Annotated in this window: 11 protein-coding genes; 7 read left to right on the forward strand and 4 right to left on the reverse strand. The window is 63.5% G+C overall.

Annotation, left to right across the window (positions count from 1 at the left end):
• The first annotated feature begins 57 nt into the window (after positions 1-57).
• Positions 58-2,253: a TonB-dependent receptor family protein gene (locus ACW5DN_RS03355; RefSeq protein WP_456961344.1), complete on the forward strand. Its 2,196-nt coding sequence runs from the start codon at positions 58-60 to the stop codon at positions 2,251-2,253.
• Between the two features lie 25 nt (positions 2,254-2,278).
• On the opposite strand, the gene ACW5DN_RS03360 is transcribed toward ACW5DN_RS03355, so the two are convergent.
• Complete coding sequence (locus ACW5DN_RS03360; protein WP_456961345.1) at positions 2,279-4,075, reverse strand: M14 family metallopeptidase; 1,797 nt, start codon at positions 4,073-4,075, stop codon at positions 2,279-2,281.
• Positions 4,076-4,179: 104 nt separating this feature from the next.
• On the opposite strand from ACW5DN_RS03360, the gene ACW5DN_RS03365 reads away from it, so the two are divergent.
• Complete coding sequence (locus tag ACW5DN_RS03365) at positions 4,180-4,785, forward strand: rhomboid family intramembrane serine protease (RefSeq protein WP_456961346.1); 606 nt, start codon at positions 4,180-4,182, stop codon at positions 4,783-4,785.
• A 3-nt stretch (positions 4,786-4,788) separates the two neighbouring features.
• Here the strand turns inward: ACW5DN_RS03365 and ACW5DN_RS03370 are convergent, their stop codons facing one another.
• Positions 4,789-4,962, reverse strand: coding sequence for a hypothetical protein (locus ACW5DN_RS03370; RefSeq protein ID WP_456961347.1), 174 nt, complete (start codon positions 4,960-4,962; stop codon positions 4,789-4,791).
• 296 nt (positions 4,963-5,258) lie between these two features.
• Between ACW5DN_RS03370 and ACW5DN_RS03375 the strand changes: the two genes are divergently transcribed.
• The 4 genes from ACW5DN_RS03375 (at position 5,259) to ACW5DN_RS03390 (ending at position 7,942) form a co-directional block, all read left to right on the forward strand.
• On the forward strand, positions 5,259-5,918 hold the full coding sequence (locus ACW5DN_RS03375; protein WP_456961348.1) for a histone H1-like repetitive region-containing protein: 660 nt from the start codon (positions 5,259-5,261) through the stop codon (positions 5,916-5,918).
• A gap of 39 nt (positions 5,919-5,957) precedes the next feature.
• A complete protein-coding gene (locus ACW5DN_RS03380; RefSeq protein ID WP_456961349.1) occupies positions 5,958-6,263 on the forward strand; it encodes a GNAT family N-acetyltransferase in 306 nt (101 codons plus the stop codon).
• Between the two features lie 33 nt (positions 6,264-6,296).
• On the forward strand, positions 6,297-7,010 hold the full coding sequence (locus ACW5DN_RS03385) for a pseudouridine synthase (RefSeq protein ID WP_456961350.1): 714 nt from the start codon (positions 6,297-6,299) through the stop codon (positions 7,008-7,010).
• An 83-nt stretch (positions 7,011-7,093) separates the two neighbouring features.
• The gene (locus ACW5DN_RS03390) at positions 7,094-7,942 is read left to right on the forward strand and encodes a DUF3298 domain-containing protein (RefSeq protein WP_456961351.1); all 849 of its coding nucleotides are present in this window, start codon (positions 7,094-7,096) and stop codon (positions 7,940-7,942) included.
• A gap of 66 nt (positions 7,943-8,008) precedes the next feature.
• Here ACW5DN_RS03390 and ACW5DN_RS03395 read toward each other — a convergent pair whose 3' ends face one another.
• Together ACW5DN_RS03395 and ACW5DN_RS03400 are read right to left on the reverse strand one after the other, a co-directional pair.
• Positions 8,009-10,234 carry a M3 family metallopeptidase gene (locus ACW5DN_RS03395; protein ID WP_456961352.1) on the reverse strand — a complete coding sequence of 742 codons (2,226 nt, stop codon included), beginning with the start codon at positions 10,232-10,234 and terminating at the stop codon, positions 8,009-8,011.
• Between the two features lie 91 nt (positions 10,235-10,325).
• Positions 10,326-12,677 (reverse strand): Tex family protein, encoded by a 2,352-nt coding sequence (locus tag ACW5DN_RS03400; protein WP_456961353.1) that lies wholly within the window; start codon positions 12,675-12,677, stop codon positions 10,326-10,328.
• Positions 12,678-13,076: 399 nt separating this feature from the next.
• Between ACW5DN_RS03400 and ACW5DN_RS03405 the strand changes: the two genes are divergently transcribed.
• Positions 13,077-15,026 (forward strand): tetratricopeptide repeat-containing diguanylate cyclase, encoded by a 1,950-nt coding sequence (locus ACW5DN_RS03405; RefSeq protein ID WP_456961354.1) that lies wholly within the window; start codon positions 13,077-13,079, stop codon positions 15,024-15,026.
• Positions 15,027-15,030 lie beyond the last annotated feature (4 nt).

The following is a 15,030-nucleotide window of genomic DNA, read 5'->3' on the forward strand; positions in this document are numbered from 1 at the left end:
ATCAGATACCCTTGGCGGATGCCTGCTGGAAAGCACCACGACATTGAGAATCGGCTTATGAGCAACACGTACTGTCCGTCGGCACGATGCAGGCGGCGCCTGCGGCTGTCTTGGCTCGCACTCCTGCTGGTGCCGGGGATTGCGCAATCGCAATCATCCTCGCCGCCGCCGCCATCATCGAAGGTTGATACGCAGCTGGCCCCGGTGGTGGTCACCGCCACCCGCATCCCGGTGGACGCACTGGTGGTGCCCGCGGCGATCGACGTCATCAGTGCCGATGAGATCCAGCGTGCGCAACCGAAAATCGACCTGTCGGAAACCCTGCAGCGAGTGCCCGGCGTGGTTGCCCGCGACCGCCAGAACTACGCCCAGGATCTGCAGATATCGATCCGGGGCTTTGGCGCGCGTGCCACCTTCGGCGTGCGCGGTGTACGCCTGTACACCGATGGCATTCCGGCCACGATGCCCGATGGGCAGGGGCAGGTGTCGCACTTCCCGCTGGAATCGGCCGAACGTATCGAGGTGCTGCGCGGACCTTTCTCGGCGTTGTATGGCAACGCATCCGGTGGTGTCATCTCGCTGTTCACCGCAGACGCACCGCCGGACCCGCTGCTGCGCGCAGGCATGGTTGCCGGTGAAGACGGACTGCGGCGCTCGGCACTGTCGTTCCACACGCCTTGGGGCCAAGACGAGCAGGGCAGCTTCCTGGTCGACCTGGTCGACGTCGAGGATCAAGGCTATCGCCACCACAGCGCCGCGCGCCGGCGCACCGGCCAGGCGCTGCTGAAGGGGACGTATGGCGATGGGGGACGCTACACGGTGCTGTTCAACGGACTGGACCTGCAGGCGGACGACCCGCAGGGTCTGACCGCGCAGCAACTGCAGGGAGACCGGCGCGCCGCCAGCGACGGCGCACTGGCTTACGACATCGACAAGTCGGTACGCCAGAGCCAGTTTGGCGCGCATGTGGTGCAGCCGATCTCAACAGACCATGAGTTGGCGGTGACCGCTTATGGCGGCAATCGGGCGACCGCGCAGATGTTGTCGGTCCCTGCCGCGGTCCAGCGCAATACACCCTTGCACAACGGTGGCGTGATCGACCTGGACCGGGACTATCACGGCATCGATGCGCGCTGGCGTTGGACGACCGAGTTATGGGAGCGGCCGTTCTCGTTGACCTCGGGGGTCGAGTACGAGGTTTCCGAGGAACGCCGTCGAGGCTACGAGAATTTCGTCGGCGACCAGCTCGGTGTGATCGGGGCGCTACGTCGTGACGAGATCAACCAGGTGTCCGGGCGTGACGTCTACCTGCAAGCGAACTGGGAGCCGGCGGACCGCTGGCGGATCAACGTGGGCGCGCGTCGCAGCCAGGTACGGTTCCGATCAAGCGATCGCTTCATCACCGACATCAACCCCGATGACAGCGGCGCGTTGTCCTACTCGCGAACCTCACCAGTTGCCGGTGTGCTCTATCGCGCTACCCCGTGGATGAGCCTGTACGCCAATGCCGGTGGCGGCTTCGAGACGCCAACCTATTCGGAGTTGGCATACCGCAGTGACGGGTTGAGCGGCTTGAACGATACCCTGGCACCGGCGCGTAGCCACAACTACGAGATCGGCCTGCGCGCGCGCCGGGATCGACTGCAATATTCCGCTGCCGCGTTCGTCAGCCGTACCCGGGACGAGCTGGTCGTGGTGGCCAACCTGGGCGGACGCAGCGTGTACGACAACGCCGGGCTTACGCGCCGTCGCGGGGTGGAATTGGCGTTGTCGGGAGAACTCTCCCCACGCTGGCATTTTTCCTCGGCCTACACATTCCTCGACGCACGCTATCTGAGTGATTTCGCTGTTTGCGCCACGCCGCCTTGCGCGCCCGGTGATGCGCGCGATGAGCTGCTGATCCAGGACGGACGGCATATCCCGGGACTGGCGCGGCATGTCGCCTGGGCCGAGTTGCGCTGGAGTCCGCAGGAGGCCATCGACGTCATGCTGGACGGTCAGTTCGTGGATCGCGTCTATGTCAATGACGACAACAGCGAATTTGCTCCGGCCTATGCCAGTTTCGCCCTGGCCGCCGAGCGCCGATTCCAACTGGGTGGCTTCGACTGGCGAGGCTTTGCCCGGGTCAACAACCTGTTCGACCGGGACATCATCGGTTCGGTGATCGTCAACGCCGGTGGCGGGCGCTATTACGAGCCATCACCCGGACGCAACTGGATGCTTGGCCTGGACGTGACCTGGTCGTTCGACTGACCAGGCCGCGCCGGTGGCCCGTGCGTTACCGGGGCAGGGTGTCGATACGCAACACCGGATAGAGGTTGTAGCGCTGGTCCCACGAGGAGTGGCGGCGGTAGAAGAAGTCCAGCCGGGCACGCGGGCTGGCGGCGAACTCGGCATCCTCGCGCAGGCGCTGGTCAAACACGGCCTTCAATTCCGGGTCCGCCGCGAGCATCTCGCGGGCGACCTGTTCGGCGACATAGGGCTCCATGTATTCCTTGCGCTCGAAGGCATTGTTGAACTCGCCCCATGCGGCCAGCGAGTCCGGCGCCTGCGGCTCCAGGATGTGCATCACCAGTCGCGCCTTGGGCTGGGCGATGGGCACCAGCAAGGCACCGGCGTTGACATCGCGCGTCTCCGGCTGCCATTGCCCCTCGAGGTCAAGACGCTGGTGGCCTTCATAGGACGACTCACCGAACTTGGTGGCCTGCGCCCGGAAGGTTTCGACTTTCGCATTCGGCAAGCCTTGTTCAAGCCGGCGGTAGTCGATGTCGTGCCGGTCGAGCCGCTTGGCGACCCAGCCGGCATGGGCGGCCGGTACCAGGTAGCCCCCCTTGGGCGCGTTGACCACCAGCGCGGGACGGAGCTCGTCGCATAACGGCACCTTCCAGGTCTGCGGCTGGTTCTCGTCGTAGCGGGTCATGGTCGCCCCGGAGATCTCCGATGGCGTGCGGGTATAGGCGTAACCCTCGAAATCGATGGTGTGGCAGTTGGCGCTGGCATCGAAGGTGAGCGGTACCGGATCACCAGCCAGGGCAAGCGCGCGCGTGTCGGCGGCGCTGGCCAACTGTTGCCACTGCCCACCGTGTTGGGCGACCTGCTGCAGCACCGCGATGATCGCGTCATGGGTGGTCTTTACCCGGTGCGAATAGTCCTTCCAGGAGTGGGTCTCGACCAGCATCCCGAGACGGTTGCGCAGGCGCATGTAACCCTGCGAGAACCTCGGGGTGGCAACGCCGTCGACAAAGCCGGAGGCCGGGTTGTCTTCTTCCACGAACGAGGGATAGAACGGCAGCGGCATTGCGCCATGGTCGGCGAGATAATCGATGGTGCCCTGGCGCAGCGCACTGCCGGCCTTGCGCAGTGCCTGGTCGCCACTGTTGACCGGCTCCACCTGGATCGACACGTCGTGCTGGAACTTCGCGCCGTTTGTGACGTGAAGGTCGACATACACCAGCGGATCCCACTGGTTGATCAACGCCAGCATCGCCTGCATTTCCGGCGCGTCGGCTTTCACATAGCCACGATTGAGGTTGTAGTTCTGCGCGGTGGTGCGCCAGCCCATCTGCTCGGGCCCGCGTTGGTTGGGGCGGTTCCATGCACCGAATCGCTCATGACCATCGACGTTGAACACCGGCACGAACAGGAACACCTGCTGCTTCAGTACATCGGGGGCAATTTCACCGTCGAGCATCTCGCGCAGGGCCAGGAAGCCGGCGTCCTTGCCATCGATCTCGCCGGCGTGGATGCCGCCCTGGATCAAGGTCACGGGCAGGCTCTGGTCGCGCGCCGCCTCGGCGGAGAACGCGCCGCTCTGCGACACCACCAGCAGCTTCATCGGCCGACCTTCCGGCGTGGTGCCGAAGGTCTCGCAGCGCACTGCGTCCGGGTAGCGCGCGACGAACGCATCGCACAGTTCCAGCACCTCCGCATAGCGTCCGGTCTGGATGAAGCCGCTGCGTTCGGACACCGTGGTCAACTGCGCAGTGGTCAAAGATGTTTGCTGGGCGAAGGCAGGAAGGGCGGCGGCCAACAGCAGGCAAAACAGGGCGGGACGGAGTTCGCGGGAGCGGGTCATCGGCAGGCTTCGTGTCTTGGATCGGTCAATGTTACCCCGCGACCGTGGCGAGTCGGTTAGCCTTGCCCCTTCGCCAAAAAGACTCAAGCAGGATTTCCTGACCCATGCTGACCCTCATCCTGATCGCAGTAACCGTGCTGGTTTCCTGGCTGGCGTTTGACCGTCCGCGCCTGCTTGATCGCCTGATCCTGTGGCCGCCGGCGATTGATCGCCAGAAGCAGTACGACCGGCTGCTGACCCATGGCTTCATCCACGCGGACTGGCAGCACCTGCTGTTCAACATGATCACCCTGTTCTTTTTTGGGCGGGCGACCGAGCGTTTGATCGTCGAGATGATCGGCCCACTGGGCTTCCTGCTGTTTTATCTGTCGGCGATCGTGATTGCGATCCTGCCGACCTACCTGCAGCACCGCAACGACGCGCACTATCGCAGCCTGGGGGCCTCGGGCGCGGTATCGGCGGTGTTGTTCGCCTTCATCCTGGTGCAGCCGTGGTCGCTGATCTTCGTGTTTTTCCTGCCGGTGCCCGCCATTGTCTACGGCGTGTTCTTCGTCGGCTATTCGTACTGGATGGATCGCCAGGGTGGCGGTCGCACCAACCACAGCGCGCATTTGTCCGGCGCGATCTACGGCGTGTTGTTCATGCTGTTCATGGAGCCGCGAATCGGCCCTTACTTTCTCGAGCGACTGATGAGCCCGTCGTTCGGTTGATGCTCAATCAGTGACGGCTTCGTCGTCGTGGCCATAGGTCTGCAACAGTCGCTCGTAAACCAGCGCATCGATGCGGGTGAGTTCACCGCTGTCGTCGTTGTCGCCAAGTTCGTAGAGCCGGGCGACCAGTGCATCGTCGCTGCAGGCATCACTCGTGGCGGGGCTCAGGGCATCCATGGCTATCTCCGTGAAGTGGCCGCATCAGGTTTCCGGTGATCGGAACTTTGTACCCAAGAGAAACGCAGGTTCCATGCCATCAGCGCGGTCAGGAGGATCCAGTGATGTGTGACACGGTGAAATGACCTTCTGCGTCACACTCGGCCGTGAAGGTGCCGGCGTTGCCGTCGGCGGTCGATGCTCACTCCGTACAAATACAATCCGTGTTATCGATCAGCCGTCACACCACAGCGTGACGTGACGGCGCACACCGACCTTCGTTGGCGCGCCCCTCGACTATCCCGATGGAGGACTGTATGGCCACGACCTCAGCGCGAAAGCCCACCGGCAAGGTGGTAACGAAGAAGACCGCGGTAAAGAAAACGGCTGCAAAGAAGGCTGCCGTGAAAAAAACGGCCGTGAAAAAAGCCGCTCCGAAGAAACCGGCTGTGAAGAAAACGGCAGCGAAAAAGCCGGCTGCGAAGAAAGCTGCGGTGAAGAAACCGGCGGCGAAGAAAATGGCAGTGAAGAAAGCAGCAGTGAAGAAACCGGCTGCGAAGAAAACGGCTGTGAAGAAGGCTGCGGTGAAGAAGGCTGCGGTGAAGAAAGCAGCCGTGAAAAAGACGGCCCCGAAAAAGACGGCCGCGAAGAAGCCAGTGGGGAAAGCCGTGGCGAAGAAATCGCCAGCCAAAACAGCGACAGCAAAGAAAAGCGCCAAGCGACGCCGGATCACTCCCGAACGGGCGCTTGCCAATACCCGCGAGCTTCTTGAGGCCAAACAGGCACGCGACCGCGAGCCACAGCCGTGGCAGGCGCTGGATCCGGAGCACGAACATCAGCCAGGCGTGGGTTTCCAGTCACCCGCCGCCGCGGATCGCGCCGAAGAGTTGCACGCGGGCGAGAGCCGGATGTCCGCCATCCAGGGCAGCGTCAGCACGCATGATCGACACAATCAGGGCAAACGCGACAACCGTTGACGCATGCCGGAGCATTTTCATCCAGTGGGTAGCACAGACATGTCCATTTCCAGTCCCAGTCCCGAAATGCCGACGGTGGTGGTTCGCCATGACGTCGCCGGCTCACGCTTTGTCACCACCGTTGATGGCGTCGATGGGGTGCTCGACTATCAGCGCCGCGGCGACTTGATGGTGCTCACCCACACCGGCGTACCCGAGGCGATAGGCGGGCGCGGCATCGCCGGGAAACTGACCTTGAAGGCGTTCGAACACGCCCGCAGCGAGGGCCTGAAGGTACGTCCAGACTGTGCCTACGCCGCCGCGTGGGTCAAGCGCCACCCCGAGTACAGGCAGTTGTTGGCGTAGACTGGCCGGCCGCCAAACCCTGTGCAACCCACCATGCGTCTGAACAAACACATCAGCGAGAGCGGTTTCTGCTCGCGCCGCGAAGCTGATCGCCTGATCGCCGAAGGGCGGGTCACGGTCAACGGATTGCGCGGCAGGGTCGGCTCCGAGGTGGGCGAGGGTGACGAAGTCAAGGTCGACGGCCAGGCATTGCGCGTCCGCGCGGTCCCCAAGGGGCAGCGGAAGCACGTTTACATCCTGCTCAACAAGCCCGTTGGCATTACCTGCACGACCGAATCCGCGGTGGACGGCAATATCGTCGACTTCGTTGGCCACGAACGCCGGGTTTTCCCGATTGGCCGTCTCGACAAGGATTCCGAGGGTCTGATCCTGTTGACCAGCAATGGCGATATCGTCAACGAGATCCTGCGCGCCGAAAACAAGCTTGAGAAGGAATACCTGGTCGCGGTCAACCATGAGGTGACCGCCGAGTTCCTGCGCGCCATGGCCAAGGGCGTCCCGATCCACGGTCAAACGACGTTGCCCTGCAAGACCAGCAAGTTGGGTCGGTTCGGGTTCCGTATCGTGCTGGTGCAGGGCTTGAACCGGCAAATCCGGCTGATGGCGACGTACTTCAAGTTCCGGGTCAAACAGTTGATTCGCGTGCGCATCGGCAACGTCAAGTTGGGGCGGATGAAAACCGGCCAATGGCGCAACCTCACCGACGCCGAACTGCACGGACTGCTGCCGCAACGCACTGACTGGTAACGATACGTTCGCTTTATCCCGTCTGCATCCGGGCGTCACATGAATGGCGTTAAGGTTCCGTCCAATCAGGAGGGGCCAATTTCATGCGACAAATCAGGATCAATGGTGTTTTCGCGGTCGCGTTGATGGCCTCGCTTGCTGCCTGTGACCGTTCGCCGCAATCGCCAGCCCCGGCGGCGGGTTCGACGGCAGGGCCGGACACCCCATCGACACCCGCGGCTGATGCGCCGGTGGCAGACGTGGCGCTTGAGGACGTGATGGAGTCGACCGGGGACTACATCATCGGTATCAGCTATCCGTCGTCGGCCGGTAATTACCCCGAGCTGGCGGCACTGCTCAAGGCTTACGCGGAGGCGGCCCGCACGCAATTGCTGCAGGCGGTGGCGTCGCGTCCCCAGGACAGCAGTGCGATCTACGATCTGTCGCTCGGTTTTACCGAGGTGCTGGACAGTCCCGGATTGGTTGCCTACGCCGCGGATGGCAGCAGTTATACCGGTGGCGCCCACGGTGTGCCGTTGCTGGAGCGATTCGTGTGGTTGCCCGACCAGGCTGAGCGACTGACGGCGGCACGGTTGATTCCGGACGCCGAAGGTTGGCAGGCGGTTTCCCGACAAGTGCGCGAACAACTGCATGCCGCTTTGTCACAACGCGCCGATGCCGATGAGCTGCCGTCTGGCCAAAGGGCCGAGCTGGCCCGCAGTGCAGGTGGGATGATCGATGAAGGCACCACCGCGGATCCGGAGAACTTCGCGCAGTTCGAACCGGTTGCCGGAGCCGATGGCAAGCTGGTTGCGCTGCGTTTTGTCTTCCCGCCCTATCAGGTGGGGCCGTATTCCGACGGCGTGCAGACGGTGGAGATACCGGCGACTGTATTGCTGCCCCATGTCGCACCGCAATACCGCCGGTTGTTCCAGGACGGCGCCCTGCGTTAAGCCTTTGCGATCACAAAAAAAGCCGCCCGGATTACGCCGGGCGGCCTTGGTCATGCAAGCGGATCGTTACTGCTTCGGTGTGTCTGGCACCACGGCGTCATCCGATACCGGGGTGTCCAAGCCGCGACGTACCAGCAGCGACTGGATCTGCGGCTCATGGCCGACGAAGTCGCGGAACAACTGCAGCGCGTCCTTGCTGCCACCCTGCGAGAGCAGGGTTTCGCGGAAATGGTCGCCGTTCTCGCGAGTCAGGCCACCGTTGCTCTTGATGTATTCCACGGTGTTGGCGTCCAGCACTTCCGACCAGATATAGGCGTAATAGCCGGCGGCGTAACCCCCCATGATGTGACTGAAGTACGGGGTCTTGTAGCGCGGCGGAACCGGCGCGTAGTCGGTGCCGTTGGCTTTCAGGGCAGCGGCTTCGAACGCCATCACGCCATCGGCCTCGGGGATCTTGTCCGCACCGATCTGATGCCAGCTCTGGTCAAGCATTGCCGCACCCAGATACTCGGTGGTGGCGAAACCCTGGTTGAACTTCGAGGTCGCCAGCACCTTGTCCAGCAGTTCCTGCGGCATCGCCTCACCGGTTTCGTAGTGCTTGGCGTAGTTGGCCAGCACCGACGGCCAGTCGGACCACATCTCGTTGACCTGGGACGGGAACTCGACGAAGTCGCGTGGCACGCTGGTGCCGCTGAAGTACGGGTACTTCACGTCGGAGAACATGCCATGCAGGGCGTGGCCGAACTCGTGGAACGTGGTCGTGACTTCATCCCACGTCAACAGGGTGGGGCCGTTGATCGGCTTGGTGATGTTGAGGTGGTTGGCGACCACCGGCAGGTCGCCGGTCAGCTCGGACTGGTCGACATAGGAGTTCATCCACGCACCACCACGCTTGGTGTCGCGTGCATACATGTCCGCCAGGAAGATCGCCAACTGGGTTCCGTCAGCTTCGAACACGTCGTACACGAGCACATCCGGGTTGTAGACCGGCAGGTCGGTGCGCTGCTTGAAGGTCAGTCCGTAAAGCTCGCCGGCAGCATAGAAGACGCCGTTTTCGAGCACGTTCTTCATCTCGAAGTACGGCTTCAGCTGGGACTCGTCGAAGTTGAACTTCTCCTGGCGCACCTTCTCGGTGTAGTACGCCCAATCCCACGGCTGCAGCTCAAAGGTCGGCTCGCCCTTGGCGGTCTGTTCCTTGTCGATCATCGCCTGGATGGCAGCACCTTCGCGCTTGGCGTTGGCCACCGCAGCTGGTGCCAGCTTGCCAAGCATGTCGTTCACCGCTTCGGTGGTCTTGGCGGTCTCGTCGGCCAGCACGTAAGCGGCGTAATTGGGGTAGCCCATCATCGTCGCCTTCTCGGCGCGCAACTTCAGGACATTGGAGACGATGCCGGTGTTGTCGAACTCGTTGCCACGGCTGCCACGTGCGACCGAGGCCTTGAAAATGCGCTCGCGCAGCTCACGGTTTTCCAACTGTGCCAGCGGCGGCTGGCCCGTGGTGTTGAGCAGGGCGACGAGGTACTTGCCCTCCAGGTCACGACCCTTGGCGGCAGCCGCGGCGGCGGCGATCTGCTCGTCGGTCAGCCCGGCGAGTTTGTCCTTGCTGTCGACAACGACGGCGGAGTCATTCACCTCGGCCAGCACGTTCTGGTTGAACTGGGTGCCGAACACGGCCAATTCGGAGTTGATCTCCTTCAGGCGGGTCTTGTCGGCATCGGACAACTCGGCGCCGGCGCGGACGAAATCGGTGTGATAACGCTCGATCAGGCGCACACCCTCGGGCTCCAGGCCCAAGCTGTCGCGGGTTTCGTACAGCTTCTGGACACGGGCAAACAGCTCGGGGTTCAGCGAAATGGCGTCGCGATGCGCCGACAGCTTGGGCGCGTACTCGGCCTGGATCGCCTTGCGTGCATCGTTGGTGTCGACACCGACCAGGCTGAAGAATGCGGTCGCGGTGCGCTGCAGGATGTCGCCGGATTTCTCCAGCGCGATGATGGTGTTGTCGAACGTGGGCGTTTCGTCATTGCTGGCGATCGCCTCGATCTGCTTGAGGTGCTCGGCCATGCCGCGATCGAAACCGGGGCCGAAGTCGGCGTCATCGATCTTGTCGAAGCGCGGGTAGTGCAGCGGCAAATCGCTTTCGGTGAAGAACGGGTTGCTGGCGTCGGTCACGGCGGTATCGGCCTTGGATTCGGACTGGGCGGTGTCGCCCTTGGCAGCGTCAGACTGTGCGCAGGCGGACAAGCTGGCGGTCAGCGCTATGGCCAACGCCAGCGCAAGTGGATGCTTCATCGGACATAACCTCGTCAGTGGGAACCCGAAGCCTAACGCATGCCGCCGGCTGCCACCCATGGCAAAAGCCACGGGCGCACCACCGTCGTGCTCAGCGGCTGTCCTTGGCGCGGGCGAAGGCGGCGGCCAGTGCGTTGTTGGCCGGCGGTGCAGACGCCGGCTTGGCCGGGCTGGACCGGTGTGGCTGGACCGGAACGTTGCGAGGCTGGCGGTCCCGAGGTTGGCGGTCTTGGTGCTGCGGCGCCGGTGGGGCAGCGTCCTCCAGGCGGCAGGTCAACGCGACCCGCTTGCGTGGGATATCGACTTCCAGCACTCGCACCTTGATCACGTCGCCGGCCTTGACCACCTCGCGCGGGTCCTTGACGTAGCGGTTGGCCAGCGCCGAAATGTGCACCAGCCCGTCCTGGTGGACGCCGATATCGACGAACGCGCCAAACGCGGCGACGTTGCTGACCACGCCTTCCAGGATCATCCCGACCTTGAGGTCCTTGAGTTGCTCGATGCCGTCGGCAAATCGCGCGGCCTTGAACTCGGGCCGTGGGTCGCGACCGGGCTTTTCCAGCTCTTTGAGGATGTCGCGCACGGTCGGCAAGCCGAATTTGTCGTCGGTGTATTGCTCGGCGTGCAAGCTGCGCAGGAACGACGCATCGCCGATCAGCTGCTTCACCTCGCGCCCGCATTGCTTGACGATCCGCTGTACCACCGGATACGCCTCTGGATGCACCGATGAGCCATCCAGTGGCTGGTCGTCGTTGGCCACGCGCAGGAAACCGGCGCACTGCTCGAAGGTCTTCTCGCCCAGCCGCGGCACCTTCATCAGCTGCTTGCGGCTGTCAAACGCGCCGTTCTGGTCGCGGTAGACCACGATGTTCTCAGCCACGGTCGCACCAAGTCCCGACACCCGGGCCAGCAAAGCGGCCGAGGCGGTGTTCACGTCGACACCCACGGCGTTCACGCAATCCTCGACCCGCGCATCCAGCGCGCGTGCGAGCCGGTAGCCGTCCACGTCGTGCTGGTACTGGCCGACACCAATGGCCTTGGGCTCGATCTTGACCAGTTCGGCCAGCGGATCCTGCAGCCGGCGGGCGATCGACACCGCGCCGCGCAGCGACACGTCCAGTCCGGGAAACTCCTTGGCCGCGAATTCCGACGCCGAATACACCGACGCACCTGCCTCGCTGACGACGATTTTCTGCATCTTCAACTCGGGTGCCAACTTGATCAGATCGCCGGCCAGCTTGTCGGTCTCGCGCGAGGCGGTGCCGTTGCCGATCGCAATCAGCTGCACGCCGTGCTTGGCGCACAGGGCCCGCAACACATGCAACGAGCCGTCCCACTGGTTGCGCGGCTGGTGCGGGAATATCGTGTCGGTCGCGACCAGCTTGCCGGTCGGATCCACGACCGCGACCTTGACCCCGGTGCGCAGGCCAGGATCCAGCCCGAGCACGGCCTTCGGCCCGGCAGGAGCCGCCAGCAGCAGATCCTTGAGATTGTCGCCGAACACCGCGATCGCCTCGGCCTCGGCCTTCTCCCGGGCTTGGCCGAACAGATCCAGCATCAGGTGCAGGTGGAGTTTGGCCTTCCAAGCCAGGCGGCAGGCGTTGTGCAGCCAGGCATCCGCTGGCCGGCCCTGGTCGCGGATACCGGCATGGTGTGCCACCCGGGCGATGGCCTGGGCGTGGCCGGTCTCGGCGTTCGTGCCCGGGTCCAGCTCAAGCTGGATGACCTCTTCGCGACGTGCGCGAAACAGCGCCAGTAGCCGGTGCGAGGGGATTTTCGCCAATGATTCGGCGTGATCAAAGTAATCGCGGTATTTAGCGCCGTCGTTTTCCTTGCCCTCGATCACCCGGGCGCGGATGACGCCAACCTCGGTGAGCCAGCTACGCAGCTCCCCGACCAGCGCGGCGTCCTCCCCCCAGCGCTCCATCAGGATCGCGCGTGCGCCTTCCAGCGCCGCCTTCGCGTCGGCAACGCCCTTTTCGCCATCGACGAAGCCGGACGCGAATCCCTCGGGCACCTGGCTGGGGTCGGCGAGCAGCCCGTTGGCGAGCGGCTCCAGGCCGGCCTCACGCGCAATCTGGGCACGGGTCCGGCGCTTGGTCTTGTAGGGCAGGTACAGGTCCTCAAGGCGCGACTTGCTGTCGGCGGCCTCGATGTCGGCGCGCAGTTCATCGGTCAACTTGCCTTGTTCATCAATGCTGGACAACACGCTGGCACGGCGATCCTCCAGCTCTCGCAGGTAGATCAACCGGGTTTCCAGGTTGCGCAGTTGGGTGTCGTCCAGGCCCTCGGTCACCTCTTTGCGGTAGCGGGCGATGAACGGCACCGTCGCACCGTCGTCCAGCAAGCCGATCGCAGCGATGACCTGGCTGGGCCGGGCGTCAATTTCGCGGGCGATCAGGTGGGCGATCTGGTTCGGAAACCGGGAGCTGAGTTCTGACATTGAGGAGACGACCTTGGGGAAAGACGGGCCCATGCCGGGCGGGGTGGTCGATTGTGGCGGCGGATGCGCTGCGGGGAAAGGCGTTGACAGCCGCGATGAAGGCAGCAACATAAACGCCTGGTCGGCGCTGTCTGAGGTTTTGACGCGATGGGAACAAGGATGATTTAGAGACATGGATCACAAAAACGAAAGTGCGCCGAGCACATCGCTCATGTTCGACCTCGCTCGGCCGTTGTTGCAGGCATGAGTAAATGGGTTCTGCCTCTAGCGATGTTGTTCGCAACGGCGACGGCCTTTGCGGCTCCAGCGTATCGCCCCGTCGCGCCTATCTCCACGGCGACCGGAGAGTCGGTCGAGACTGTCCTTGAAGATCAGCGCCTGCATGGCTACGAGTCTCCGATGCGCGCCATTGCGCGTTTGCGTGCAGCGCACGCGCGACAGGGTGGCCGCCTGTCAACGGATGTGGATAGCCGATATTGGGCGGCGATTGCCGGATTGTCCCTGACCGGTCGTGACGCGGAGTCGATGCGCGATGCATTGGTGGCGGCCGAGGAAATCAGCAAGCGCGGCGACTGTGCCGGTTGCCGCGCCCGGTTGCTGGTTCTGCGCGCCGGTGACGCGATGCAGCGCCTGGACTACGAGCTGGCCGGGGACCTGCTCGTCCAGGCGAAACCGCTGGTAGGCTCGAACCCGCAATTGCGCCTGGAAATGCTCAGGGCAAAGGTCAGGTTCCAGGAGATGATCGGAAACCTGACCGCTTCGATCTCCGGTTCGTTCGACGCGCTGCATTTGGCCCAATCGCTGGGAAACACCGCGGACCGGGTCGAGTTGTTGAACCGGCTTGCGCGAATGAACGCGAATCTGGGTAACGAGGTCGAGGCGCTCGCGTTTACCGAAGAAGCCTTGGCCATCGCCGAGTCGATCGGTTTCGTCCATGCCATTGCTGCGTTGCACATCACCCGGAGCCATGCCCACGCCAAGACCGGGCAAGGCGACAAGCAACTCGAGGCGCTCACGAAAGCCCTGGCGATCACGCAGGCTCACGAGGGGCTGATTGACGCCGAAGTCACCATTCTTTCCAACCTTGCCGACCATTACCTGAAACCCGGTGGCTACGCACAGGCGCTGGCGTATGCGAGCCGCGCCGCCGCTCTCGCCATGAAGACGGGCAACGATAACGGCCTTGCCGTCGCGATGGCCAACCAAGGCATCGCGATGAGCGGGCTGGGCGATGTGGAAGGAGGGATCAGCAAGCTGGAGCAATCGGTGGCATTGGCCAGGCACCATGGCAATATCGTCTACGAGATCGTGATCTCCAATGAACTGGTGCGGATCCTGGAGCACGCAGGGCGCTACCAGGAAGCCCTGCAGGCCGTGCATGCAGCGCAGGCGGCCAACGACAGGCTGACCCTCCAGGAGCGCGAAAAAGCGGTTCTGGAATTGCAGGTCAAGTACGACCAGGAACGCAAGAACAATGAAATCCAGCGCCTCTCCGCGCAGGCCGAACTGCGCAAGGCCGCCGTCGCCGCGCGCAATTGGCGCCAGCGCCTGTGGGTCGTGGTGGCGATCGCGTCGATTCTCGCTGCGCTCTTGCTGGTGCAGCGGCTGCGGCGTACCCGGCATGCAAATCGACGACTCGCTGTGGACAATGCCAGCCTCACCGAGAAATCGGTGCGCGATGAGCTGACCGGCGCATTCAACCGGCGCCATTTCCACGCGCTGATGGCGCGGGTGGCAACGAGTCGCAACGGTGCCTTGCAGGAGCAAGGAGCGCGCTCCGGCATTGGCCTGATGTTGTTGGATGTCGACCATTTCAAGACGATCAACGATACCCATGGCCACGCCGCCGGTGATGCGGTATTGGTCGAGCTGACCCGGCGTCTGCAGTCAGGGTTGCGCGAGCAGGATGCGTTGGTGCGTTGGGGCGGGGAGGAGTTCGTGCTGGTTTTGTCGGGCGTTCCGGCAGGCGGGATGGTCGTGCTGGCGCAGCGGATGTTGCTGGCCATCGCAGGTGAGCCGGTCGAAGTCGGCAGCGATGCGATCAGTGTCACCGCGTCGCTTGGCGGAGTTGTGTTTTCCGGCGCCAGCGAACGGCAATGGCAGGATGCCTTGCGGCTGACCGATGCGGCGATGTACCTGGCCAAGCATCACGGACGCAACTGCGCTATATGCCTGGACGTCAGCCAGGGCAACATCGAGTCGTGCGATATCGATGAGATCTGCGAGGACCTGGGCGCCGCGGAACGGGCGGGGAAGGTCAAACTGGTGACCTTGTTGGGAGATCGGCAAAGTCCGTCATCGGGTCTGCCGTCACCTCTGCTGGTGCCAGCTCCGGGCAAGTTGCGCTGAGGCT

The sequence above is a fragment of the Lysobacter sp. A289 genome (genome assembly GCF_054072675.1).

Excerpts from the sequence above, each read along its gene's own strand:
- ACW5DN_RS03355 (WP_456961344.1), top strand. The coding sequence starts at position 58 with ATGAGCAACACGTACTGTCCGTCGGCACGATGCAGGCGGCGCCTGCGG.
- ACW5DN_RS03375 (WP_456961348.1), top strand. The coding sequence starts at position 5,259 with ATGGCCACGACCTCAGCGCGAAAGCCCACCGGCAAGGTGGTAACGAAG.
- ACW5DN_RS03380 (WP_456961349.1), top strand. The coding sequence starts at position 5,958 with ATGTCCATTTCCAGTCCCAGTCCCGAAATGCCGACGGTGGTGGTTCGC.
- ACW5DN_RS03370 (WP_456961347.1), bottom strand. The coding sequence starts at position 4,962 with ATGGATGCCCTGAGCCCCGCCACGAGTGATGCCTGCAGCGACGATGCA.
- ACW5DN_RS03395 (WP_456961352.1), bottom strand. The coding sequence starts at position 10,234 with ATGAAGCATCCACTTGCGCTGGCGTTGGCCATAGCGCTGACCGCCAGC.
- ACW5DN_RS03365 (WP_456961346.1), top strand. The coding sequence starts at position 4,180 with ATGCTGACCCTCATCCTGATCGCAGTAACCGTGCTGGTTTCCTGGCTG.
- ACW5DN_RS03385 (WP_456961350.1), top strand. The coding sequence starts at position 6,297 with ATGCGTCTGAACAAACACATCAGCGAGAGCGGTTTCTGCTCGCGCCGC.
- ACW5DN_RS03405 (WP_456961354.1), top strand. The coding sequence starts at position 13,077 with ATGCGCGCCATTGCGCGTTTGCGTGCAGCGCACGCGCGACAGGGTGGC.
- ACW5DN_RS03390 (WP_456961351.1), top strand. The coding sequence starts at position 7,094 with ATGCGACAAATCAGGATCAATGGTGTTTTCGCGGTCGCGTTGATGGCC.
- ACW5DN_RS03360 (WP_456961345.1), bottom strand. The coding sequence starts at position 4,075 with ATGACCCGCTCCCGCGAACTCCGTCCCGCCCTGTTTTGCCTGCTGTTG.
- ACW5DN_RS03400 (WP_456961353.1), bottom strand. The coding sequence starts at position 12,677 with ATGTCAGAACTCAGCTCCCGGTTTCCGAACCAGATCGCCCACCTGATC.